This is a genomic window from Rothia sp. HMSC064D08 (genome assembly GCF_001809525.1).
GTDB lineage: Bacteria > Actinomycetota > Actinomycetes > Actinomycetales > Micrococcaceae > Rothia > Rothia dentocariosa.
This window is the reverse complement of sequence record NZ_KV797900.1, coordinates 417,897-438,484: the sequence shown is the minus strand read 5'-3', so window position 1 is coordinate 438,484 and position 20,588 is coordinate 417,897. Positions and strand designations below refer to the sequence as shown.

The 20,588-nt window shown below is 52.3% G+C and carries 17 protein-coding genes; 14 read left to right on the top strand and 3 right to left on the bottom strand.

Features of this window, described 5'->3' with window-relative positions:
- Positions 1-972: an alpha/beta fold hydrolase gene (locus tag HMPREF2625_RS08660; RefSeq protein WP_070523956.1), complete on the bottom strand. Its 972-nt coding sequence runs from the start codon at positions 970-972 to the stop codon at positions 1-3.
- 364 nt (positions 973-1,336) lie between these two features.
- On the opposite strand from HMPREF2625_RS08660, the gene leuS reads away from it, so the two are divergent.
- From leuS to hemW, 9 genes are all read left to right on the top strand, one after another.
- Entirely contained in the window at positions 1,337-3,832 is a 2,496-nt protein-coding gene (gene leuS, locus HMPREF2625_RS08655; RefSeq protein ID WP_070523954.1) for a leucine--tRNA ligase, read from the top strand.
- 138 nt (positions 3,833-3,970) lie between these two features.
- The gene (locus HMPREF2625_RS08650; RefSeq protein WP_070523953.1) at positions 3,971-4,918 is read left to right on the top strand and encodes a DegV family protein; all 948 of its coding nucleotides are present in this window, start codon (positions 3,971-3,973) and stop codon (positions 4,916-4,918) included.
- A 175-nt stretch (positions 4,919-5,093) separates the two neighbouring features.
- On the top strand, positions 5,094-6,335 hold the full coding sequence (locus tag HMPREF2625_RS08645; protein WP_070523951.1) for a ComEA family DNA-binding protein: 1,242 nt from the start codon (positions 5,094-5,096) through the stop codon (positions 6,333-6,335).
- A 39-nt stretch (positions 6,336-6,374) separates the two neighbouring features.
- A complete protein-coding gene (locus tag HMPREF2625_RS08640; RefSeq protein ID WP_246826763.1) occupies positions 6,375-8,102 on the top strand; it encodes a ComEC/Rec2 family competence protein in 1,728 nt (575 codons plus the stop codon).
- Positions 8,099-9,127 (top strand): DNA polymerase III subunit delta, encoded by a 1,029-nt coding sequence (holA, locus tag HMPREF2625_RS08635; RefSeq protein WP_070523950.1) that lies wholly within the window; start codon positions 8,099-8,101, stop codon positions 9,125-9,127. Before HMPREF2625_RS08640 ends, holA begins: the two co-directional genes overlap by 4 nt.
- A gap of 66 nt (positions 9,128-9,193) precedes the next feature.
- Entirely contained in the window at positions 9,194-9,790 is a 597-nt protein-coding gene (locus tag HMPREF2625_RS08630; RefSeq protein ID WP_070524456.1) for a type II toxin-antitoxin system PemK/MazF family toxin, read from the top strand.
- Positions 9,791-10,005: 215 nt separating this feature from the next.
- Positions 10,006-10,269, top strand: coding sequence for a 30S ribosomal protein S20 (rpsT, locus tag HMPREF2625_RS08625; protein ID WP_004004703.1), 264 nt, complete (start codon positions 10,006-10,008; stop codon positions 10,267-10,269).
- 178 nt (positions 10,270-10,447) lie between these two features.
- A complete protein-coding gene (gene lepA, locus HMPREF2625_RS08620; protein WP_041321792.1) occupies positions 10,448-12,307 on the top strand; it encodes a translation elongation factor 4 in 1,860 nt (619 codons plus the stop codon).
- A gap of 109 nt (positions 12,308-12,416) precedes the next feature.
- A complete protein-coding gene (gene hemW / locus HMPREF2625_RS08615; RefSeq protein WP_070523947.1) occupies positions 12,417-13,688 on the top strand; it encodes a radical SAM family heme chaperone HemW in 1,272 nt (423 codons plus the stop codon).
- Positions 13,689-14,001: 313 nt separating this feature from the next.
- Here hemW and HMPREF2625_RS08610 read toward each other — a convergent pair whose 3' ends face one another.
- Together HMPREF2625_RS08610 and HMPREF2625_RS08605 are read right to left on the bottom strand one after the other, a co-directional pair.
- Positions 14,002-14,409, bottom strand: coding sequence for a DUF4870 domain-containing protein (locus tag HMPREF2625_RS08610; RefSeq protein ID WP_004004700.1), 408 nt, complete (start codon positions 14,407-14,409; stop codon positions 14,002-14,004).
- Between the two features lie 226 nt (positions 14,410-14,635).
- Complete coding sequence (locus HMPREF2625_RS08605; protein ID WP_246826762.1) at positions 14,636-15,487, bottom strand: DUF3097 family protein; 852 nt, start codon at positions 15,485-15,487, stop codon at positions 14,636-14,638.
- Positions 15,488-15,717: 230 nt separating this feature from the next.
- Between HMPREF2625_RS08605 and hrcA the strand changes: the two genes are divergently transcribed.
- From hrcA to ybeY, 5 genes are all read left to right on the top strand, one after another.
- Positions 15,718-16,818: a heat-inducible transcriptional repressor HrcA gene (gene hrcA, locus HMPREF2625_RS08600; protein ID WP_048778169.1), complete on the top strand. Its 1,101-nt coding sequence runs from the start codon at positions 15,718-15,720 to the stop codon at positions 16,816-16,818.
- A 97-nt stretch (positions 16,819-16,915) separates the two neighbouring features.
- Positions 16,916-18,052 (top strand): molecular chaperone DnaJ, encoded by a 1,137-nt coding sequence (gene dnaJ, locus HMPREF2625_RS08595; RefSeq protein ID WP_004004697.1) that lies wholly within the window; start codon positions 16,916-16,918, stop codon positions 18,050-18,052.
- An 84-nt stretch (positions 18,053-18,136) separates the two neighbouring features.
- Entirely contained in the window at positions 18,137-18,904 is a 768-nt protein-coding gene (locus HMPREF2625_RS08590) for a 16S rRNA (uracil(1498)-N(3))-methyltransferase (protein WP_004004696.1), read from the top strand.
- 46 nt (positions 18,905-18,950) lie between these two features.
- Positions 18,951-20,066, top strand: a complete 1,116-nt coding sequence (locus tag HMPREF2625_RS08585; protein WP_070523943.1) for a PhoH family protein — start codon at positions 18,951-18,953, stop codon at positions 20,064-20,066.
- Positions 20,066-20,587 carry an rRNA maturation RNase YbeY gene (gene ybeY, locus HMPREF2625_RS08580; protein ID WP_004004694.1) on the top strand — a complete coding sequence of 174 codons (522 nt, stop codon included), beginning with the start codon at positions 20,066-20,068 and terminating at the stop codon, positions 20,585-20,587. The genes HMPREF2625_RS08585 and ybeY overlap by 1 nt, the downstream gene beginning before the upstream one ends.
- The last annotated feature ends 1 nt before the right edge of the window (position 20,588 follow it).

Genomic DNA, 20,588 nt, shown 5'->3' with positions numbered 1-20,588 from the left:
TTACACCGTAAAATCTTCGTGCGTAAATTCTGCAATCAAACCTGCCGCCAATGTAGGCGTCTCATAATGAATCAAATGCCCAACCTCAGGAATCATCTCAAAACGTTCACCAGGGGAGTGCGGGCGCCCCTCAAGCGCGGCAAACATGGCGCGCGCCGTCTGCGGGGTACCCAAATCATCATCTTCGGCAACAAGCATCTGCACGGGAACCCGAATCTGCGGGGCAAACTCGGCAGCGGTTGCCGAAATCGAAACCTCATAAGCCTGCAAAACACCCTTACGCGATCCGAAAGACCCAAAATAGGCGGCATGCTGGTTATTGATAAAGCGGCGCATGGCGGGTTCGCGGGTGCGCATCATCAGCTCGCTCGTCACACGGGTAATCAGTTGTGAACGCAGCAATGGATAACCAATTTTTTCGGGAAGCGCCGCGCCCACGCGATAATAAAACGATGCCGCCCGCGAAGCAATCTTCTGTGACCCTTCGAGTGCGGGCTCGCTAATGGGGTTAATGAGCGTTAGGCGGTCAAGTCCGTGCGGATATTCGGCGGCATAAGCGGCGGTTACGATAGATCCAAACGAGTGCCCTACCATGTGAATATCAGAGCCATCAGGGCATGCAGGGTTTATCTGCCCAATAAGCGCGTGCAACCATGCGGTATAGCCCTGTAAAGAAACAGTCATGGGCAGGTCTTCTGAACGTCCGAAACCTGGCAGGTCGGGGCTGATAATACTAGCTTCGGGTAAGAGTTTCAGAAGCCTGTTCGCAATAATCTCAAGCCCGTGATGATCGCCGCGGAACCCGTGAATCAGCAGGATCTTTGGAGAGCTTTCGGAGGGAAAAACGCCGGTGTTCATGCCCGCACCATACTGCCAATACCGTGTAGTTGCCCCAAGCAGCTCTATTTCAAATCTGGTGCCCGGGATGAGTGCCCCCGGCACACCTTCAAGAACGGTACTGGGTGATGTCACGGCGGGTGCCTTTCGTGTGTTGCGGGCTCGGTCACTGTAAATCCCTGCGGGAGATTCACGGAGGGCGTGCGTAAACCGGCTTACACACGCAATGAGTTCTCTCAGTGTACGTGGAATTTCTGTGTAGGTGCTGGAGATTTAGATGAAAAGTCAAACAATATTCAGAGTTTTTCGTCGTATACGGCTAAAAATGGTTTATACGCGCAGGGTTACTCCTGGGGGAAACGAAAGCGAGGCTGGCGGGGCGGTGGGGCATCCACGATATGAAACGGGAACTCGTGAGTTTATGAATACATCAAGAAACCTTTGTGGGTACACGCTAGAATAGGTTGGTTAGCGAAAATCAAACGTCAAAGGAATCGTAGTGTCTGCTGAGGTAGAGACCGAACGCACCGAGAATGCGTATGACTTCCATGCACAGGAAGCGAAATGGCGCCCCTACTGGGAAGAAACGGGTGTCTTCAAGCCAACCGGCAACGCCGTGAAAGGTCGCCGCTATGTGCTAGACATGTTTCCGTACCCCTCAGGTGACCTGCATATGGGCCACGCAGAAGCGTTTGCTATTGGAGACATGAATGCCCGCTACTACAAGCAGTGCGGCTACGATGTTCTGCACCCCATCGGCTGGGATTCCTTCGGTTTGCCCGCAGAAAACGCTGCCATCAAGAACGGTACCCACCCAAAAGAGTGGACCTACAAGAATATTGACACGCAGGCAGAATCTTTCAAACGCTACGCTATCGCCGTGGACTGGGATCGACGCCTGCACACCTCAGACCCCGAATACTACAAGTGGACCCAGTGGCTTTTCGAGCAGTTCTATAAGAAGGGCCTGGCCTACCGTAAAGACTCGATGGTGAACTGGTGCCCCAAAGATCAGACCGTGCTCGCGAACGAGCAGGTGGTTAATGGCGCCTGCGAACGATGCGGCACCACGGTTACTAAGAAGTCGCTGAATCAGTGGTACTTCAAGATTACTGACTACGCTCAGCAGCTTCTTGACGATATGGAGCAGCTTGAGGGTAAATGGCCCGAACGTGTTCTGCTGATGCAGCGGAACTGGATTGGGCGTTCCGAAGGTGCTGAGGTTCGCTTCGAGATTGAGGCTACCGAGGCACAGCCTGCTGAATCCTTCACGGTCTTCACCACCCGCCCAGATACCCTCTACGGTTCAACCTTTATTGTTGTTGCCGCTGACTCGACCTTTGCCGAGAAGATTGTGGCTCCCGAGCAGGCACAGGCGCTAGAGGACTATCGCGAGCAGATTAAGGCGCTCAGCGATATTGACCGCCAGTCTTCCGAGCGTGAGAAGACCGGTATGTTTACTGGGCGATACGCAATCAACCCGCTGAACGGTGCAAAGCTGCCGGTGTGGGCTTCCGATTACGTGCTTGCTGATTATGGTACCGGCGCTATTATGGCGGTGCCCGCGCACGATCAGCGCGACCTTGACTTCGCTAAGAAATTCGACCTGCCGATCGTGACGGTGCTCGATGTCGAGGGCGAGGAAGACCCTGCCGAGTCGGGTATCGCCGCTGCGGGCGATGGGGTGCTCATTAACTCCGGTGAGCTAACCGGACTTCCTAAGGCAGAGGCTATTGCGAAGGCTACCGAGCTGGTTGAGGCTGCCGGCACCGGCGAAGGTAAGGTTATTTACCGCCTGCGCGACTGGTTGCTCTCGCGCCAGCGTTTCTGGGGCACGCCTATTCCCGTGATTCACTGTGAGGACTGTGGCGAGGTACTGGTCCCTGAGGAGCAGCTGCCAGTTCTGTTGCCGGATAATCTGCGTGGCGAGCAGCTGGCGCCCAAGGGGCAGTCGCCCCTTGCCGCTGCCGACGACTGGGCTATAGTTCCCTGCCCGCAGTGCGGTAAGAGCGCCCGCCGCGATTCCGACACTATGGATACCTTCGTGGATTCTTCCTGGTATTTCCTGCGCTATGTTTCGCCCCGTTACGCCGAAGGCCCCTTCGACCCGCAGGCGATCAGGGAATGGGGCGCGGTCGATATGTACGTGGGCGGTGTGGAACATGCGATTCTGCACCTGCTGTATGCACGTTTCTTCACGAAAGTTATTCGTGATTTGGGGCTGATTAAGCACGGCGAGCCGTTCAAAGCCCTCATGAATCAGGGGCAGGTTCTCAACGGCGGTAAGGCCATGTCGAAGTCGCTCGGCAACGGCGTAAACCTGGGTGAGCAGCTTGATACGTTCGGTGTGGATGCGGTGCGCACCACCATGATCTTCGCTTCGCCGCCCGAAGATGATGTGGACTGGGCGGACGTTTCACCCGCCGGTTCGCAGAAGTTCTTGGCGCGCGCATGGCGTATTGCTCAAGACGTTACCTCCGAACCTGGCGTGGATGCGGCATCTGGCGATGCGAACCTGCACAAGCTGGTGGCGCGTACCGTACACGATGTGAAGCAGCTTCTTGACTCGGGTAAGTTCAACGTGGTGGTCGCCAAGACTATGGAGCTGGTGAATGCTACCCGTAAGGCTATCGATTCGGGCCCTGGGGGAGCGGACCCTGCGGTACGCGAAGCCGCCGAAACTATTGCGATCTTGTTGTCACTCTACGCGCCGTACACTGCCGAGGACATGTGGCACGCGCTGGGATACAATAACCCGGTGCTGACCGCAGGTTTCCCGCAGGTGGATGAGTCCCTGCTCGTGGATGATACCGTCACCGCAATCGTGCAGATCAAGGGCAAAGTGAAGGCGCGCCTTGAGGTATCAAAGGATATTTCTGAAGCTGAGCTTGAAAAACAGGCCCTGGAGGATGAGACTATCGCGAAGCTGGTGGAAGGCTCGGAAATCCGTAAGGTGATTGTGCGAGCCCCCAAACTGGTGAATATCGTCATCTAGCGTTTTCAGAACATCGATGCGGTGCCGTCGGAAGAAAACTTTTCGGGTTTTTCTTCCGGCGGCACCATTCTTTTTAGCTATGATGAGAAAGTCGGGTATAGCAAATCGCCATATTTTTAAGATTCAGGAGGGTGCCTTATGGGACGCATCGCTGTCGTGACAGACTCAGCCGCTGCCATTACCCCTGAAATTCTTAAGGAGCGGCAAGAACGCGGTGGTTTTGCAGTGGTACCCATGCCGGTATCCGTTCAAGAGACGCCCTCACGTGCAGGAATCAGGGGCACCCGAGCCGAGACGAATACCCGCGATTTAACCGGTCTTAGCCCTGAGGAAATTGACGAAGCCATTTTGATGGCGCATGTCCTCGGAAATACGATCCATACCTCCGGTCCTGCCCCCGGTGTCTTTGCCGATACCTACGATACTCTTGTTGATGAAGGGTACGAGCATATTCTGTCGATACATCTCTCGGGAGAACTCTCTGGAACCGTTGAGTCAGCGCGAGTGGGTGCGCAGCTTTCTAAAGCGCGAGTGACCGTACTTGATTCCCGCACCGTCGCCGGAGCCTATGGGCACGCGGCGCTGCATGCCCATGATGTAGCCGATATTTGCGATAGTCCTGAGGAGCTTGCCGAGGTAGTTACCGGTATATGCGCCGAGACCGACATTTATTTCTACATTCCTACTCTCGATGCGCTTCGTCGCGGAGGCCGTGTCTCGCCCGCGTTGGCGATGGTCGGGCAGATGTTCCAGATCAAGCCTATCGGCACGGTCGCGGATGGAAAACTGACCTATGTTGAGCGCCCCCGTACCGCAACGCGCGCGAAAGAACGCCTCACGCAGATTATTCGTGACGTTTGTACCAAGCACCAATCGGTAAAAAAGCATCCTGCAGCTGCGGCTGCGCAGCACGACGTACGACCAACCGGTCACGTGGTAGCGCTTCACCATATGGGTAACCTTGCGGAGGCTAAAGCCTTGCAAGATTCGTTGGGTGCCTTCGCTTCGGATGCGGTTCTTAGCTCTCTCCCGCCCGTATTAGCGGCACATTCCGGACTGGGTGCACTTGCCGCTGTCATCTATTAGCCATGCGATGTGAGAATGTCATATTTCTTTGTGTAGCCGCTAAAATTACCCGATTCACCCGCAAAAATTGGCGCAATCCCTGTGGATAGCCGGTTTTTGTGTCCCGCTCGGATAGTTATCCACAGAATATAGGAACCGCCCGGCGGGGGCATAAGCACGCGGCTAGGCTTGCACTATGACCCGCGATAACGCCCACCAAGCATTTCATCCACTAAGCTCTTCTATGCAGACGCTAACCGAAAGAGCTGAGACGTCGGTACCAGCACAGGAAGCTCAGACAGAGAAGCAAAGCCCCTATGGGATCTGGGATGACGAGCCCACAGAACGTCTTATGCCGCATGATGATTTTGTGGAAGGGTCTGCTTCTTCTGCCTCGGTGGGGAAGAGCTCACGAAGACTCTACTCAGATTCTTACGAACAAACCGTGTATGAGCAGCATGAGTCGGCATCTGAACAGCTTTTAAGACGAGCTAGACAACGCGCCACTCATAGCACCGAACCAGACGATTTGACGGAAAGCTACTACGAGGGCACACAGCAGCAGATCTCCGCGGTAAAACCTGCGCACAACCCTGCCAATGAACAGCACGGCGAGCACACTACTCACGTTATTGCACAGCGCGAGAATATGCCCGAAGAGCTCATTCAGGATGAATGGGACGAATGGGAAACACCAGCGAAAACCCGTGCTTTTCGATGGAAGGTTCCACCCTATGCCGTCTTCGTTTTAGCCTTGGGCGTTCTGGGAATTATTCTCTGGGGGTTGCTAGGATTTACACCCACTCCGCAAGCAAACGAAGAGTCTACCAGTAGCGCCCAGGTGGCGGCGCCAGGGGCTAGCTCATCCGTAATTCCGAGCGCCACCCCTTCGGATTCATCTGCGCAGAATAAGGTTCCGAATAAGAATGGCACTATTCGAGTGCATATAGCTGGAGCAGTCAAAACTCCTGGCGTGCAAACGCTCCCTGCTGATGCCCGCGCCATTGATGCCCTTGAAGCCGCAGGAGGCGCAACCCCGGATGCCGACCTCAACCGGGTGAACCTCGCGGGCAGCCTTAGCGACGGCACACAGCTTTACATCCCCAAGACAGGGGAGACCGCTGCACCGGCACTTGCCGCACCAGCCGGAGGAAACAGTGCTTCACCCAACGGTTCTCCAGGAACCGCGCAAAATCCTGCGGCACCGAAATCTTCTGCGGGCACTGGGCAGCAGGGCGCACCGGGTTCTCCTATCAACCTGAATACTGCGACTGCTGAGCAGCTGCAGACTTTGCCGCGCATTGGTCCTTCTCTAGCCGCCCGCATTATTTCTTGGCGTGATGCTCACGGAGGCTTCAAAAGTGTTGATGAGCTGGATGCGGTACCTGGCATCGGTCCCTCTCTCATGAGTTCGCTGCGCCCGCTCGTCACAGTCTAAATCCGTTAGCGTCAAACAATATAGGTAATGAGCCGCATCATGAGTTTTCTGCACATTCCGCCTAAGCTCAAACCATATCTCACCCGAAATTTCGCCCGTACTGAGTGGATGCGCTATCGCCGCGACCATAACCGCGAATGGTTTCGCGCTGTCAGTGCCATTATTCACCTTGATATACGGCTTATAGTCTCGGCGGTCGTACTCTGGATTTTCACGCTGGCCGCCATGTATCACGGTACTTTTCAGCCCTATAAATACTGCGTTTTAGTGGCTATTAGCCTGCTCGGAATAATCACCATAACGCTCAATACCTTCTATGGACGCAAAATCGCCCATATTCTTTGTCCTATCCTCGGGCAGTTCATGTTCATTATGCTCTTGGTGACTCTGCAAGCTGTCCTGCTCATGCTGACCGGAACGGACTCCAGCCGCACGACCTTAAGAGATGCCGAAGGAACCTCGTTACGTATAACCGGAGTCATCAGGGAAATACGCCCTCTTGACTCGCATACGAATATGATCATTCTCAGCACCGACACGGCTCAATACCGTAATCTTCGAGCACCAATTCATGAAGATATTCGTATTTACAGCAACACACAAAAACAGCAGCTTAACCCCGGAACCCGGGTTAACGCGCTCGGAACCCTTGAAAATAAAGGCACCACCGCATTCCTCAAAGGTGCAAGCATATTCCCTCAACCGAACCAAAATCTTGAGCACACACGCGCACTAAATACCAGGATGCGCGATTACGCCCGCCGACACCTCGATGCCGAAACCACGGCATTACTTCTAGGTACCGCCTATGGCGATGACTCCGCAATGCCCAACACCAGTAAAGAAAACTATAAGCTTAGCGGGCTCAGTCACCTTACCGCAGTCTCTGGAGCAAATATCGCCATTATTTTCATGGCTGGCTACCGTTTTGGAATTCTCGTGCGCGTTCCACGCCGCCTTATGATCGGAATGGGTATTACCGCCGTCGTTCTCTACTCCACGATTCTCACCTTTGAGGGATCCGTAATCCGCTCTATTCTCATGGGGTCACTAGGGGCTTTGGCGATGCTCCGCGGCACCGGGAGAAATACTCTTAGCGCGCTCGCCACCACTATCGTGTTCTGCCTCGCCGCTGCGCCGAAACTCGCTGGTGATCTCGGCTTTGTGCTCTCCACCGTGGCTACGGCATCGCTGATAGCGCTCGGACCCTCACTCACGCGTCTCTTGATGCGCGTCCTACCGCACACCCTCGCCGAACTTATAGCAGCTTCCGCCAGCGCCTCGCTCTGGTGTACCCCTGTGATTTTAGGTATCAGCGGCAAAATACCGCTCTATACCATTCCCGCGAATATGCTTGCCGCTCCACTAACCGCGATCACCATGTTTGCTGGTCTTGCCGCGTTCCTGAGCTACAGCATCAACTTCACGGCCATCACGGATATTGCTCTTATTCTCGGTAGAATACCGGCACAGGGCATCGAATACATAGCGAAATATTTTGCACACGCACCCGCAAATCCACTCGATGTAGATGTTACTCTGGCATCTGTAGCTTTTGCTGGAGTTACTGTCTTTGCGGGTAGCCTGCTGATATGGCTCTGGGATTACCGTATTTACAAGCGCGAGCTTCACCTCGATTATGTACGTATACCCGGTACTCGGCATGTAACTAGTACGCACCGTCAATCACCAACGCACCAAATCGGTCAAAGACACTTCGGTATGATAGAAACAGCAACACACCGAACGAGCAATGAGGTACCGTGACTCCCAGGGGAAGCTCATCACGCGGCAACTACCGCGGCCAACGCGCTAATAAAGCGCTTGATAACGCATGGCGCACCGTAAATCCCGCACCGGTCATCATGCTCCACGGTTCCGAAGAGTATTTCGCTTCACGAGCACGTGAACGTCTGCGCACCGCTTTTTATAGCACCTATCCAAATGCAGACCTAGTCACCATCAACGCTTCCACCTACACTGCGGGGGAACTCACTCTCCTCGCGAGCCCGTCGCTCTTCGGGACTGCCAAAATAATAGATGCTGACAACGTCGCCACCATGAGTGAAGACTTCCTTAACGATGTTCTCAGCTACATGGCTGCCCCAGAATCTGACATTATGCTCATCATGCAGCATTCCGGCGGTAACCGCGGCAAAAAACTCATTGATGCCATACGTAAAAACCACGTTCTTATTCCTTGTAAACCGCTCAAAGCCGAGCGCGAAAAAACGGAATTTGTCACCGGTGAATTCCGAGCGGCTAAACGCACTATCGATCCCGGCGCCCTACGCCTACTTGTAGCCGCCACCAATGACACCGCTGAACTCGCCTCCGCCTGTGCTCAACTTCAAGCAGATGTTGCGGGAAATATTACCGAAGAGATCGTGAACCGTTACTATGGCGGGCGAACCGAAGTTACCGCTTTTCGGGTGGGAGACGCCGCTGTTACGGGAAACGCAGCAGAAGCGCTTAGGCTTTTGCGACATGCATTAGCAACGGGAACAGAACCTATCCCTCTGTTGGGGGCACTTGCCATGCGTATTCGCAATATTGCCCGCGTGCATCATGTGCGTGCCAGTGCCCAGGAACTTGCCCGTGAGGTAGGTATGGCTCCATGGCAGGTTGAACAGGCACAACGTGACGGAAGGCGTTTCACCGGTGAACAGATCGCCCGTATCGTGCAGCTACTTGCTGATGCCGACGCACAGCTCAAGGGGGAGGGTCTAGACCCGGTATATGCGGTTGAACGCGCGGTACTTGCCATTGCGTTGCCTCATAACCGCTCATAAATGCATTTTTATTTTGCTCATATATGAGCTAGGGAAAGATTTACGTCATAAGGCATAATGGACCCCATGCTACAAACACTGAAAAAAGCATTCTTCGCCGTTTTGCCTTCGCTTCGGAAAGCAGCAGAAGATGCTCTGCGCGATAACGCACAACAGTCGCAAGCACAGACCAACCACGATTCTGAACAACCTCAGACGTCAAATGCGCCGAAACCAGGCCCCGGTGCTTCTAAATCTGCTCCCCCTCAACAGCAGAGCTCGCAGAGGCAGGGCTCAGACTATCCAGGAGACTATCGCGGGTCTATTGACTTTGAGTATTCTCCCTCATTGGACGGCGATCCAGATCCTGGTGAGATCGTGTGGACTTGGGTTCCTTACGAAGAAGACCATACTCAGGGGAAAGACCGCCCGGTCATCCTTGTAGGACGTGACGGAGAATACCTGCTTGCCTTCATGATGACCAGCAAAGACCACAACAACCGCGATCATGCAGATTCTAATTATCTAGATATTGGCTCAGGCTCTTGGGATTCCCAGGGTCGGGCCTCCGAGGTCAAACTCAATCGCGTCTTACGGGTGCGTCCTGAGAACATGCGCCGTGAAGGGGCAATTATGCCTCAAGAGACTTTCCGTCTTATCGAACAAGCCTACAACCGCCGTTAGTCCGAGATTGTACCTATCTCAAAAGCGCGAAAATCATATATCATCCTTGAAATAAAAGGTATTCTTACAGGCACTTATCTGCTATGATTTGTGGTTGAGTGTCTGGTGGTCATCAGGCACTGCTGACCGGTTGCCATAGGCATCCCCACGCCGCTCAGTCGATGATCGGTCAGCATAGCCCTCACCGACCAATAAGACAAACAGAAAGTTTAATCGTGGCTAATATCAAGTCCCAGAAAAAGCGCATCCTCACCAACGAGAAGGCTCGTCTGCGTAACAACGCTATTAAATCTGAGCTGAAGACCGCAACCCGCCGGGTTAAGGAAGCTGTTGAGGCACAGAACAAGGAAGCTGCCGAAGAGGCACTGCGTTTTGTGAGCCGCAAGCTGGATAAGGCTGTTTCTAAGGGTGTTCTGCACAAGAAGAACGCTGCTAACAAGAAGTCCGGTCTAGCGCATCTGGTTAACAAACTTTCCTAATGTCAGCCTCTGTATGAGGCGCATTGCGAAGTGATAAGGTTTCCCCGTCGGTTGTCTCCCGGCGGGGAATTCTTTGTGCCCGCCAGCCGTGCCGGTTCGCGCTTCCAGCGTGCATTATGGGAAAATAAAAGATAATTGTGCCAGCTGCCTGATGAACCTCCATGAAAGGAATATGCGAGTGGCTCCTCTGTCGAAAAATCCGCCAATACCGGCGGCTACCGACCCCGCGATTATTCGCAACTTCTGCATCATTGCACATATCGATCATGGAAAATCCACGCTCGCTGACCGTATGCTTCAGGCAACTGGCGTTGTCGCGCCGCGCGATATGAAGGCACAATACCTTGACCGCATGGATATTGAGCGTGAACGAGGCATCACCATTAAATCCCAGGCAGTACGTATGCCATGGGAGATCGACGGCACTTCCTATGCGCTCAACATGATCGACACTCCAGGACACGTTGACTTCACCTATGAGGTCTCTCGCTCACTTGCCGCATGCGAAGGCGCTCTGCTTCTTGTTGATGCAGCACAGGGGATTGAAGCCCAAACTCTCGCCAACCTCTACTTGGCAATGGAGAACGATCTTACGATTATTCCTGTCTTGAATAAGATCGACTTGCCCGCCGCTATGCCCGATAAATATGCTGAAGAGCTGGCGAACCTTATTGGCTGCGAACCTGACGAGGTTCTGCGGGTCTCAGGCAAAACTGGTGAGGGTGTAGAAGCTCTGTTGGACCGTATTGTCGAAGGCATACCCGCGCCTGTGGGGCAGGCGGACACGCCGGCCCGCGCCATGATTTTTGACTCGGTTTATGATTCCTATCGCGGAGTGGTCACCTATGTGCGTGTCGTAGACGGAAAACTTGAACCGCGCCAGAAAATCAAGATGATGTCTACCGGCGCAGAACACGATCTGCTTGAGATTGGGGTAATTTCACCCGACCCCATTCCCTCCAAAGGGCTGAGCGTGGGTGAAGTGGGTTATTTGATCACTGGTGTGAAGGATGTTCGGCAATCCCGCGTGGGCGATACCGTAACCTCTGCTGTAAAGCCTGCCGCAGAATCCCTAGGCGGCTATGAAGACCCGAAACCTATGGTGTTCTCTGGGCTATTTCCTATTGATGGTTCAGATTATCCGGCGTTGCGAGATGCCCTAGACAAGCTCAAACTCAACGATGCTGCGCTTGTCTACGAACCCGAAACTTCTGCAGCACTCGGGTTCGGTTTCCGGTGTGGCTTCTTAGGCCTGCTGCACCTTGAAATCGTGCGCGAACGCTTGGAACGCGAGTTCAATCTCGACCTTATTTCGACCGCCCCCAACGTTATCTACGATGTTGTGGACGAATCGGGTAATGCAAAGCGCGTGACTAATCCAAGCGAGTTCCCCGAGGGTAAAGTCGCAACCATTCGTGAACCGATGGTGGCATGTACGATTATTGCCCCCAGCGACTATATTGGGGCGATCATGGAGTTGTGCCAGTCGCGCCGCGGGCAAATGGGCGGCATGGACTACCTATCTGAGGATCGCGTTGAGATGCGGTACCGCCTGCCGTTGGCCGAGATTGTCTTTGATTTCTTCGATCAGCTCAAGTCCCGTACTCGTGGGTATGCATCCTTGGACTGGAAGTTCGATGGTGAGGAAGAGGCTGACCTGGTGAAGGTCGATATCCTGCTTCAGGGTGAGAAAGTGGATGCTTTCTCGGCTATTACCCATCGCGACAAGGCCTATTCGTACGGTTTGATGATGACGAGTAAGCTTCGTGAGCTAATACCTCGTCAGCAATTTGAGGTTCCTATTCAGGCTGCTATTGGTTCTCGCATCATTGCCCGCGAGAATATCCGCGCTATGCGCAAGGATGTGCTGTCAAAATGCTACGGTGGCGATATTTCGCGTAAGCGCAAGCTGCTGGAAAAGCAGAAGGAAGGCAAGAAGCGCATGAAGATGGTCGGCCGCGTCGAGGTACCGCAAGAGGCATTCATCGCCGCCCTATCTTCGGGCGAAGAGAAAGAGAAGAAAGACAAAAAGAAGTAAATCTTTACCGTCTTTCTTGCGGGTAGAGACCTGACTCCAAGAAAAGAGCGTCTCTACCCGTCATTTTACGCACACGCACTCGGCTAGATTCTCATGAAGGAGGCATTGTATGGCACCCGCGCAACCGGTTGGCGCGCCCGCGCCGCGTGATGGACGCATCCCTGCCTCGTGTGCGCACGGGTGTCAGAACCGTGATTTTAGCCTCTACGTACATATTCCGTTCTGCTCGGTGCGATGTGGGTATTGTGATTTCAACACTTATGCCACCGAAGATTTTGGTGACGGGATAGGGCTGGGTACGTATGCGGACGATGCTACAGCTGAGATTTTCTTTGCCGCTCGCGCTCTTGAAGCATCCGGGGTGGTAAAGCGGCCGTTGCATACGGTATTCTTCGGCGGGGGTACGCCCACGAAACTCCCTGCGTATGATTTGGTGCGCATCCTGAGAACTGCAATTGATATTTTCGGTATCGAAGATGGTGCTGAGGTCACCACCGAGGCTAATCCTGACTCTGTCACCTATGAGGATCTGCAGACGTTAAAAGACGGCGGATTTACGCGTGTTTCTTTTGGTATGCAATCTGTTGTGCCCGAGGTTTTGAAAGTTCTTGACCGTACCCATACGCCCGAAAATGTTCCTAAAGTTGTGGCGTGGGCGCGAGATATTGGTCTTCAAGTATCGATAGATTTAATTTATGGCTCTCCGTCAGAAACGCTGGAGCAGTGGGAGCAAAGTGTGCAAGCGGCGATTTCTTATCAGCCAGACCACATTTCTGCATATTCTTTGATTGTTGAAGACGGTACTAAACTTGCCGCACAAATTCGGCGCGGTGAATATACAATGCCTGATGATGACCTCATGGCAGATATGTATTTGCGTGCAGAAGATCTTCTCATGCAAGCCGGATATCGGTGGTATGAGGTCTCGAATTATTCTCGGTCTGAGCATACTCGAAGTGACCATAATATGGCGTATTGGCGTAATCAAGATTGGTGGGGAATAGGACCGGGAGCACATTCACATATAAACGGTACCCGGTGGTGGAACCTTAAACATCCCGTTCCCTATGCGTATCGCGTTCGAGCTGGGCAGTCGCCGGCCGCTGCGCGAGAGATTTTAGACTCAGATTCTCGTTCTTTTGAGACGATTATGCTGTTGATTCGAGTACGTGAGGGGCTGCCTATGCACGAGCTTCTAGCCGTGCATCCTGCCGCTGACCTGGGGTCTTCTTTACGGTGGTTGCTCTCGCAAGGTCTCATTGAATCCGATGTTTTTACGGATACCGGTATGCCCAATCCTGATGCTTCGGTAAAACTCACGCTGCAGGGGCGACTTTTAGGTGATGCTGTTACTCGAGAATTACTTCCAGATATAAAATAAATGTCTCGTAAAATATGCGAGAATACTTACCTCAAAAATATAATTGCCTTAACTTTCAGGATAAAATAATTGAATTACTAGACATTAGGTTGAAACTAAGGTAGAGTTTATATTGGCAGGACGGTATATGTTACAGCGTGTTGTCGTCTTTGCTGAAGTTGAGTGAATACGGTTGAAGGTCCCTTGTGTATCAGGGGCCTTCAATCGTTAACAGGTGTTTTATATGGTATGTAATATGCGCGTAAAAATAAAGGGCCACATATTCCATATCGAAATAGTGACCCGGGGTGCCTTATACGATGTATAAGTCTGTTTATACGCGGCGCTCGGCTGCCTGTTGTTGCTGTTGCCCTTCCATTTCTTCTCGGTGCTGCTTCTTCTTTTCTTTGAAGTCTTCAGCAGGCTTGAGGAAAAGGTCAAGGATACGCAGGTTGAGCTTGTACCTATGAGGTTCTCCTTGGGCGGCGTAGATGCCCGCAATTACGGAACTGATCGCCATATAAAGCCACAGAATAGCAGTAAAGAACATCATGAGGCTTGCCATGCCGGGTACGAAGCTCAAAATGAGAAGAACAAGAATCATGATTGAAGGCAGAAGCGTAAAGTTCATGGCTTCACGTGACTCTTGCTCAGTGAAGGGGGCGCGGTCACGATACAAATAGTAGATAGCAGCGGCAGGCAAAAACCCGATGATGCCGCTAAAGTGAGCAAAAGTCGCCATGCTCCGGTCCTGCGACACAGGCAAAGGTGTAATGTTTCGTTTATGCCCCTCCGGGCGAGTATCTTGAACCACAGAAATCCTGATTATTACTCGTCTATTTTGCTCTGCCGTACACATGCCTCAGTTGGTGCACCTGTACAACCTAAAATCCTTATTTATTGTAACGTGTTTTGCCGAACGCCTCGCCAGAGGCGCGGCATAGACAACCTGAGCTACTCACATTACCTTATTCAGTCAGAAAATCAATGAGCGACTCAACCGGTCCTAGCAGCGTAGGATCAAGGTCGGAATAAGAGTCAACTCGGGAAAGAATACGTTTCCAGGCGTTTGCCACGTCTTCCTGGTTTTGATGTGGCTGTCCCAACCGACGTAGAATTCCTTTCTTCCAGTCCTCACCTCGAGGCACCTGCGGCCATGCCGGAATTCCGAGAACCTGCGGCTTGACGGCCTGCCAAATATCAATGAAAGGGTGCCCCACAATCTTAATATTTCCAGCAGCGCCGGGAACAGCTAAAGCCTCCGCCACAATACGTTCTTCCTTGGTGCCTTCCAGAAGATGATCCACAAGAATTCCAAGTCGTCGCTCTGGACCGGGGGAGAACTCTTTAACGGCAGTTGCTAAATCATCAACACCATGAAGGGGCTCGACCACAATACCTTCAATCCGAAGATCATGGCCCCACACTTTCTCGACGAGTTCCGCATCATGAAGCCCCTCAACCCAGATTCTGGATGCGCGCGCCACCCGTGCTGGAGCGTTTTCAACTGCTACCGAACCAGAACGAGAAATTTTGCGCCCTGAGGTCTTTCGTGGTGTTGGGGCAACAATCTCAACAGGTTCGCCCTCAAGGAAGTACCCGATTCCTAACGGAAAATTTTTGACCCGTCCGCGAGCGTCTTCAAGCCCGAAAAATATTTCTCCACCGATACGTTCGGCACGCACTACTTCGCCAACCCACCCGTTAAGATCCTCAAGGACCATCCCGCGTTTTAGCTCGACCCGACGAGGAGGAGCAGGCCTGTTATTTATTGAGGCACGTGATAGATCTTGTGCACCCCAAGCGTATCGTTCACTCATATCTTGCATCCTTCGTACAACGGCACCACGGATATTGCCTGGTTTCCACAGGTTAGCTTTTGGCAGAACCCATCCAATTCTAAAGTATTGATAACTCGCTTCTGGCGAAAGACTAGTACCGCTAGGGGTTACCCGGCTATGATAAAAGTAGTTTTTAGCACTCTCTCAACAAGAGTGCCAGATTATGCTTTTCCAGATTATTAACCACCGATAGGGTCGCAAGGAGTACCATGTCACACGAACGCCGCATGCGCATATTGCAGGCAATCGTTGAAGACTACGTGCGCACAGGCGAACCCATAGGTTCAAAGACGCTGGCACAGCGCCACCATCTTCAAGTATCCAGTGCCACAATACGCAATGATATGGCAGCTTTAGAAGAACAGGGGCTTTTGAGCGCACCGCACGCCAGCGCTGGGCGTATTCCTACAGAACAGGGATACAGGTTCTTCGTCGATGCTCTAGCCGCGCCGCGTGCTCTCTCTGCAACCCAAGTTTCGGCGTTACGGCAAATTCTTGAAAGCGCACACAGCGTAGAAGACATGATTGAAGCCGCCACCCGAACACTTGCCCATCTCACGCATCAGGTGGCGCTTATCCAGTACCCAACACGTAACGCTGGAACTCTCTTGCATCTTGAGTTCGTACCCCTAGATTCACGCACGCTCTTAGCATTGCTTATCAGTGATCTTGGCACAATCCACCGGGTCACTGTGATACTGCCAGAGACTACAGCCTTAGCGCATGATGAAACTGTGTCAGCTCTTGCAGCGATTAAAGAGAACCTGCTTAAAATGCTTCAGGGTTTACCTTTCGAAAACATAAGTGCATTGCTGCCAGAAGCGCATCATCCAGCGTTGCGAGGCCGCTCTCCGGAGCTCACCGAAGCTATCGTGGATCATCTGCGAGCACAGCCTTATTTTGAACGAGATATTCGCTTCGCGATCTCTGGCACCTCAAACCTAGCACGAAGTCACGACGACTTCTCGGCGAGCATAGCTCCCATTTTGGATGCGCTCGAAGAACAAGTTACGCTGCTTCGCGTGCTGTCTCACGCATCGGTTCAAGAAGCCGGGTACAGTGTAAGGATCGGTCACGAGAATACGGAGCAAGCGCTTCAAGGAGCTTCTATTGTCACTGGTGAATACGATTCACCCGTTGTAGTTTCATACGGCAAACAACATTTACCAGACAATGAAGGCGCCCTGGGGAAGCATACGGCAAAACTTGGCGTGGTGGGTCCAGTCCGCATGGATTACCGTGGTAACATTGCGGCGGTGAACGCGGTAGCTCGCTATCTAGGTCATGTCTTAGGCACACGAGCATCATGACATCAAGCGGGTAACTCCTCAGAGCCCCACAAATTTACAGATTTTATATTGACACCATACCCGGAGCACTCCGGTACGAAAAGGATAGAAGAAACACGTGAGCGATCACTACTCAACTCTTGGAGTCTCAAAGGACGCAAGCCCCGAAGAGATTAAAAAAGCGTACCGTAAAAAGGCGCGTCAACTGCACCCCGATGTTAACCCATCCGAAGAGGCAGCTGAGGAGTTCAAACGTGTAACCCTCGCCTATGAAGTACTCTCAGATAACGAGAAACGCCGTAATTACGACGCTACCGGCGACGAACAGGGTCGTGCAGGATTCCCCGGAGGCGCAGGAGGATTTGGCGGCTTCGGCTCAGGAAGTTTCGGGTTCCAAGATCTTTTCGATATGTTTACCGGAGGCGGTGGACAAAGCGGTCCCGCGTCCCGCGTACGCCAGGGACAAGACGCACTTATCAACGTCTCAATATCCCTCAAAGACGCAGTTTTTGGCGTCGAAAAGACTGTAGAGCTTAACACGGCCGTCACTTGTAAATCCTGTGAAGGTGAAGGAACAGCTCCCGGAACCCACCCCGAAACCTGTGAGACCTGTCATGGCCAGGGATTCATGCAGCGCCGTGTTCAATCCATCCTAGGAACCGTCATGCAGCAGGTAGAGTGCCCCAGCTGTCAGGGATATGGCACCGTCATCAAACACCGCTGCCCAGAATGCCACGGACAGGGCCGTGTGGGCGAAAAACTCCCGCTGACCTTCACCGTTCCCGCCGGTGTTAATGACGGAGCCCGCATACGTCTGCGAGGTAAAGGCGAAGCTGGACTCAATGGTGGTCCCAATGGCGATCTTTATATTGATCTCAACGTTAAGCGCGATAAATACTTTGTTCGCGATGGTGATAATCTCACCACAACGGTGAATATTCCTATGGTCGCAGCCGTTTTAGGAACCACCGTACCCTTAGAAACCTTCGATGGGGTTCAAGAGATCACCATCCCTGAAGGCGCACAAAGCGGCGACATCGTAACTTTGAACGGCTTAGGTGTTACCCGCCTTCACTCCGATAAACGCGGAGACCTACAGGTACGTATTCAGGTCACAACACCGACCAATGTAAACTCCGAACAACGTGAGTTGCTCCAAAAATTCGCTGAACTTCGTGGAGAAGACTTGCACGAAGGCACCCACGTCAAACAAAAACATGGTCTTTTTTCGCGACTCAAAGACCAATTTAAATAGACAACATTCTTTGTATCCGAAGTGTTCTGAAAATCCTAGTACGGTAAGATGAAACACTTCGGATACAGCTTTATCAAGGATCTTATGAGCGCCCCCATTTTCTACATTACCGCCAAAGAGCTAGCCAGCTGCACGGCAGGGAGTACATTTACTCTAACTGGCCCGGAAGCGCATCACGCCAAGGTGAAACGCTTAGCTATAGGGGAGAACCTTGACCTTGCAGACGGCCAAGGGCATCGTATCCACGGTATTGTTTCAGCGATTTCCTCTAAAGGACTTGAAGTTACAGTCCAAAACCTAGATAAGGATGATAACAGCCTCTCAGTTTCCCTTGTGCAGGCACTCGCCAAAGATAACCGAGACATATTGGCAATTGAGACCGGCACCGAACTTGGAATTCGGAGCGTTATCCCGTGGAGTGCCGATCGCTCTATCGTGCGGTGGAAAGGGGAACGCGCTACTAAAGCTCACCAAAAGTGGCAAAATACTGTCTCTGCCGCCGCTAAGCAATCGCGTCGAGCGCTCATTCCTACCGTGGAAGAGCTGTATTCTTCGCAGGAACTCGCAGAACACATACGCGAGCTCACGGATCAGGGAGCGTATGTCTATATTCTGCATGAACAGGCCACTGAACCCTTAAGCGAATATCTGCGAAAGATTGGGTACAGCCCTGATAATCCCACCAGAATTTATATTCTTGTAGGACCTGAAGGAGGCATCACCGAACGGGAAATCGAACTTTTCACGCGGGCGGGTGCGCACAAGGCACTGTTAGGAACTGAAATTCTGCGAGCCTCCACTGCTGGTGCCGCAGCACTGTGCACTATCAACGTAGTGTTGGGACGCTGGTAAGTAACGTTACACTTATTTAAGAACCAACAAGCCAAGGAGCTTACTTTTGACGACTACCTCACGACCCCTCTCAACGGCACGTACCGTATCTTTCAAAAGCGCCGCAGAGATGATAGCGGTTCTTGGCCCTCAAGACGCGCATCTCACTATTGTTGAGGACTATTTCGACAATATTTCAATTCGTCCCAAGGATCTTGATCTTCTTATTTCCGGTCCGTCCGTATCTGTTACCACGGTTGCGAAGCTTCTCAATGAACTCCGTGTATTCGCTAGTCACGGTACACAGATTACAGTACAAGTTATCCATCGTCTGATGGGTATGCTCGGTGATGAACTTTCAAATCCGGCGCATACGCTCTCAGCGAGTATTCTTTCAACACGCGGTACGACGATTCGCCCGAAGACGGTAAACCAGAAAAAATATGTGGATGCTATTGACGCAAATACTGTTGTCTTCGGCATTGGTCCCGCTGGTACCGGTAAAACATATTTGGCTATGGCAAAAGCAGTGCAAGCCCTACAAAGCCGCGAGGTTAACCGAATTGTCTTAACTCGCCCCGCAGTAGAAGCAGGCGAGCGTCTAGGCTTTTTACCGGGAACTCTCAACGATAAGATTGACCCTTATTTGCGTCCTCTCTATGATGCTCTACACGACATGCTTGAACCGGAGGCTATCCCTAAGCTTATGGAGGCAGGAACAATTGAGGTTGCACCCCTCGCATATATGCGCGGGCGTACATTGAATGACGCTTTCGTCATCCTTGATGAAGCACAGAACACGACGGCTGAACAGATGAAGATGTTCCTGACTCGTTTAGGTTTTGGCTCCAAGATGGTAATTACCGGCGATATTACACAGGTTGATTTGCCGGGTGGCCAAGCTTCGGGGCTTAAACAGGTGCGTAATATTTTGACCGGAGTTGATGACATTGTTTTTAGCACCCTGGATTCCTCTGATGTCGTGCGCCATAGTCTAGTGTCTAACATTGTCTCCGCGTACGATCAGTGGGGCGAAGATCAAAAGGCTATGGAACGTAAACGTAATCGTAAAGTTAAGCGCGCCACGATTGAAGCTGCGGCTGAGAAACTTTTGGATCGAGCCGGAATTAACGGTGGTGAGTCTGGGGAGAACCAATCACAGCAGAAGGGCGGACAACGCTAGTGGCTGTACTTGATTTTCATGTTGAGGACCCTAATGAGAAGCCTGGTAACGTCACGACTCAGCTTGTTCATGATGCTTTTGCGTCAGTAGATACCGAAGTTCTCAGCAATCTGGTGGATTACATCTTCGCGAAGCTTTTCATAAGCAAAGATACTTATCTCTCTATCGCCGTTGTTGGGGAGAAGCAGATGGAGAAGATTCATCTGGAATGGATGGACTTACCTGGGGCAACCGATGTCATGAGCTTTCCAATGGATGAGCTTGTTCCCGGCACTGAAGATGAGCTTGCCCAGGGTATGCTGGGCGATATTGTGCTCTGCCCGTCGGTTGCGGCTCGTCAGGGTGCTGATGCCGGGCATTCCACGCTTGATGAGCTATGTCTGCTGACAACGCATGGGATTCTCCATTGTTTGGGGTATGATCATGGGACTGCACAGGAAGAAGCTGAAATGTTTGGGCTTCAACGCTCTTTGCTTGAAGGCTTCTTGGGACGCGCTGCCCCCGTCGAGACTCGACATTAGG

Excerpts from the sequence above, each read along its gene's own strand:
- hrcA (WP_048778169.1), top strand. The coding sequence starts at position 15,718 with ATGTCACACGAACGCCGCATGCGCATATTGCAGGCAATCGTTGAAGAC.
- HMPREF2625_RS08640 (WP_246826763.1), top strand. The coding sequence starts at position 6,375 with ATGAGTTTTCTGCACATTCCGCCTAAGCTCAAACCATATCTCACCCGA.
- HMPREF2625_RS08605 (WP_246826762.1), bottom strand. The coding sequence starts at position 15,487 with ATGAGTGAACGATACGCTTGGGGTGCACAAGATCTATCACGTGCCTCA.
- hemW (WP_070523947.1), top strand. The coding sequence starts at position 12,417 with ATGGCACCCGCGCAACCGGTTGGCGCGCCCGCGCCGCGTGATGGACGC.
- HMPREF2625_RS08645 (WP_070523951.1), top strand. The coding sequence starts at position 5,094 with ATGACCCGCGATAACGCCCACCAAGCATTTCATCCACTAAGCTCTTCT.
- HMPREF2625_RS08610 (WP_004004700.1), bottom strand. The coding sequence starts at position 14,409 with ATGGCGACTTTTGCTCACTTTAGCGGCATCATCGGGTTTTTGCCTGCC.
- HMPREF2625_RS08650 (WP_070523953.1), top strand. The coding sequence starts at position 3,971 with ATGGGACGCATCGCTGTCGTGACAGACTCAGCCGCTGCCATTACCCCT.
- HMPREF2625_RS08590 (WP_004004696.1), top strand. The coding sequence starts at position 18,137 with ATGAGCGCCCCCATTTTCTACATTACCGCCAAAGAGCTAGCCAGCTGC.
- HMPREF2625_RS08630 (WP_070524456.1), top strand. The coding sequence starts at position 9,194 with ATGCTACAAACACTGAAAAAAGCATTCTTCGCCGTTTTGCCTTCGCTT.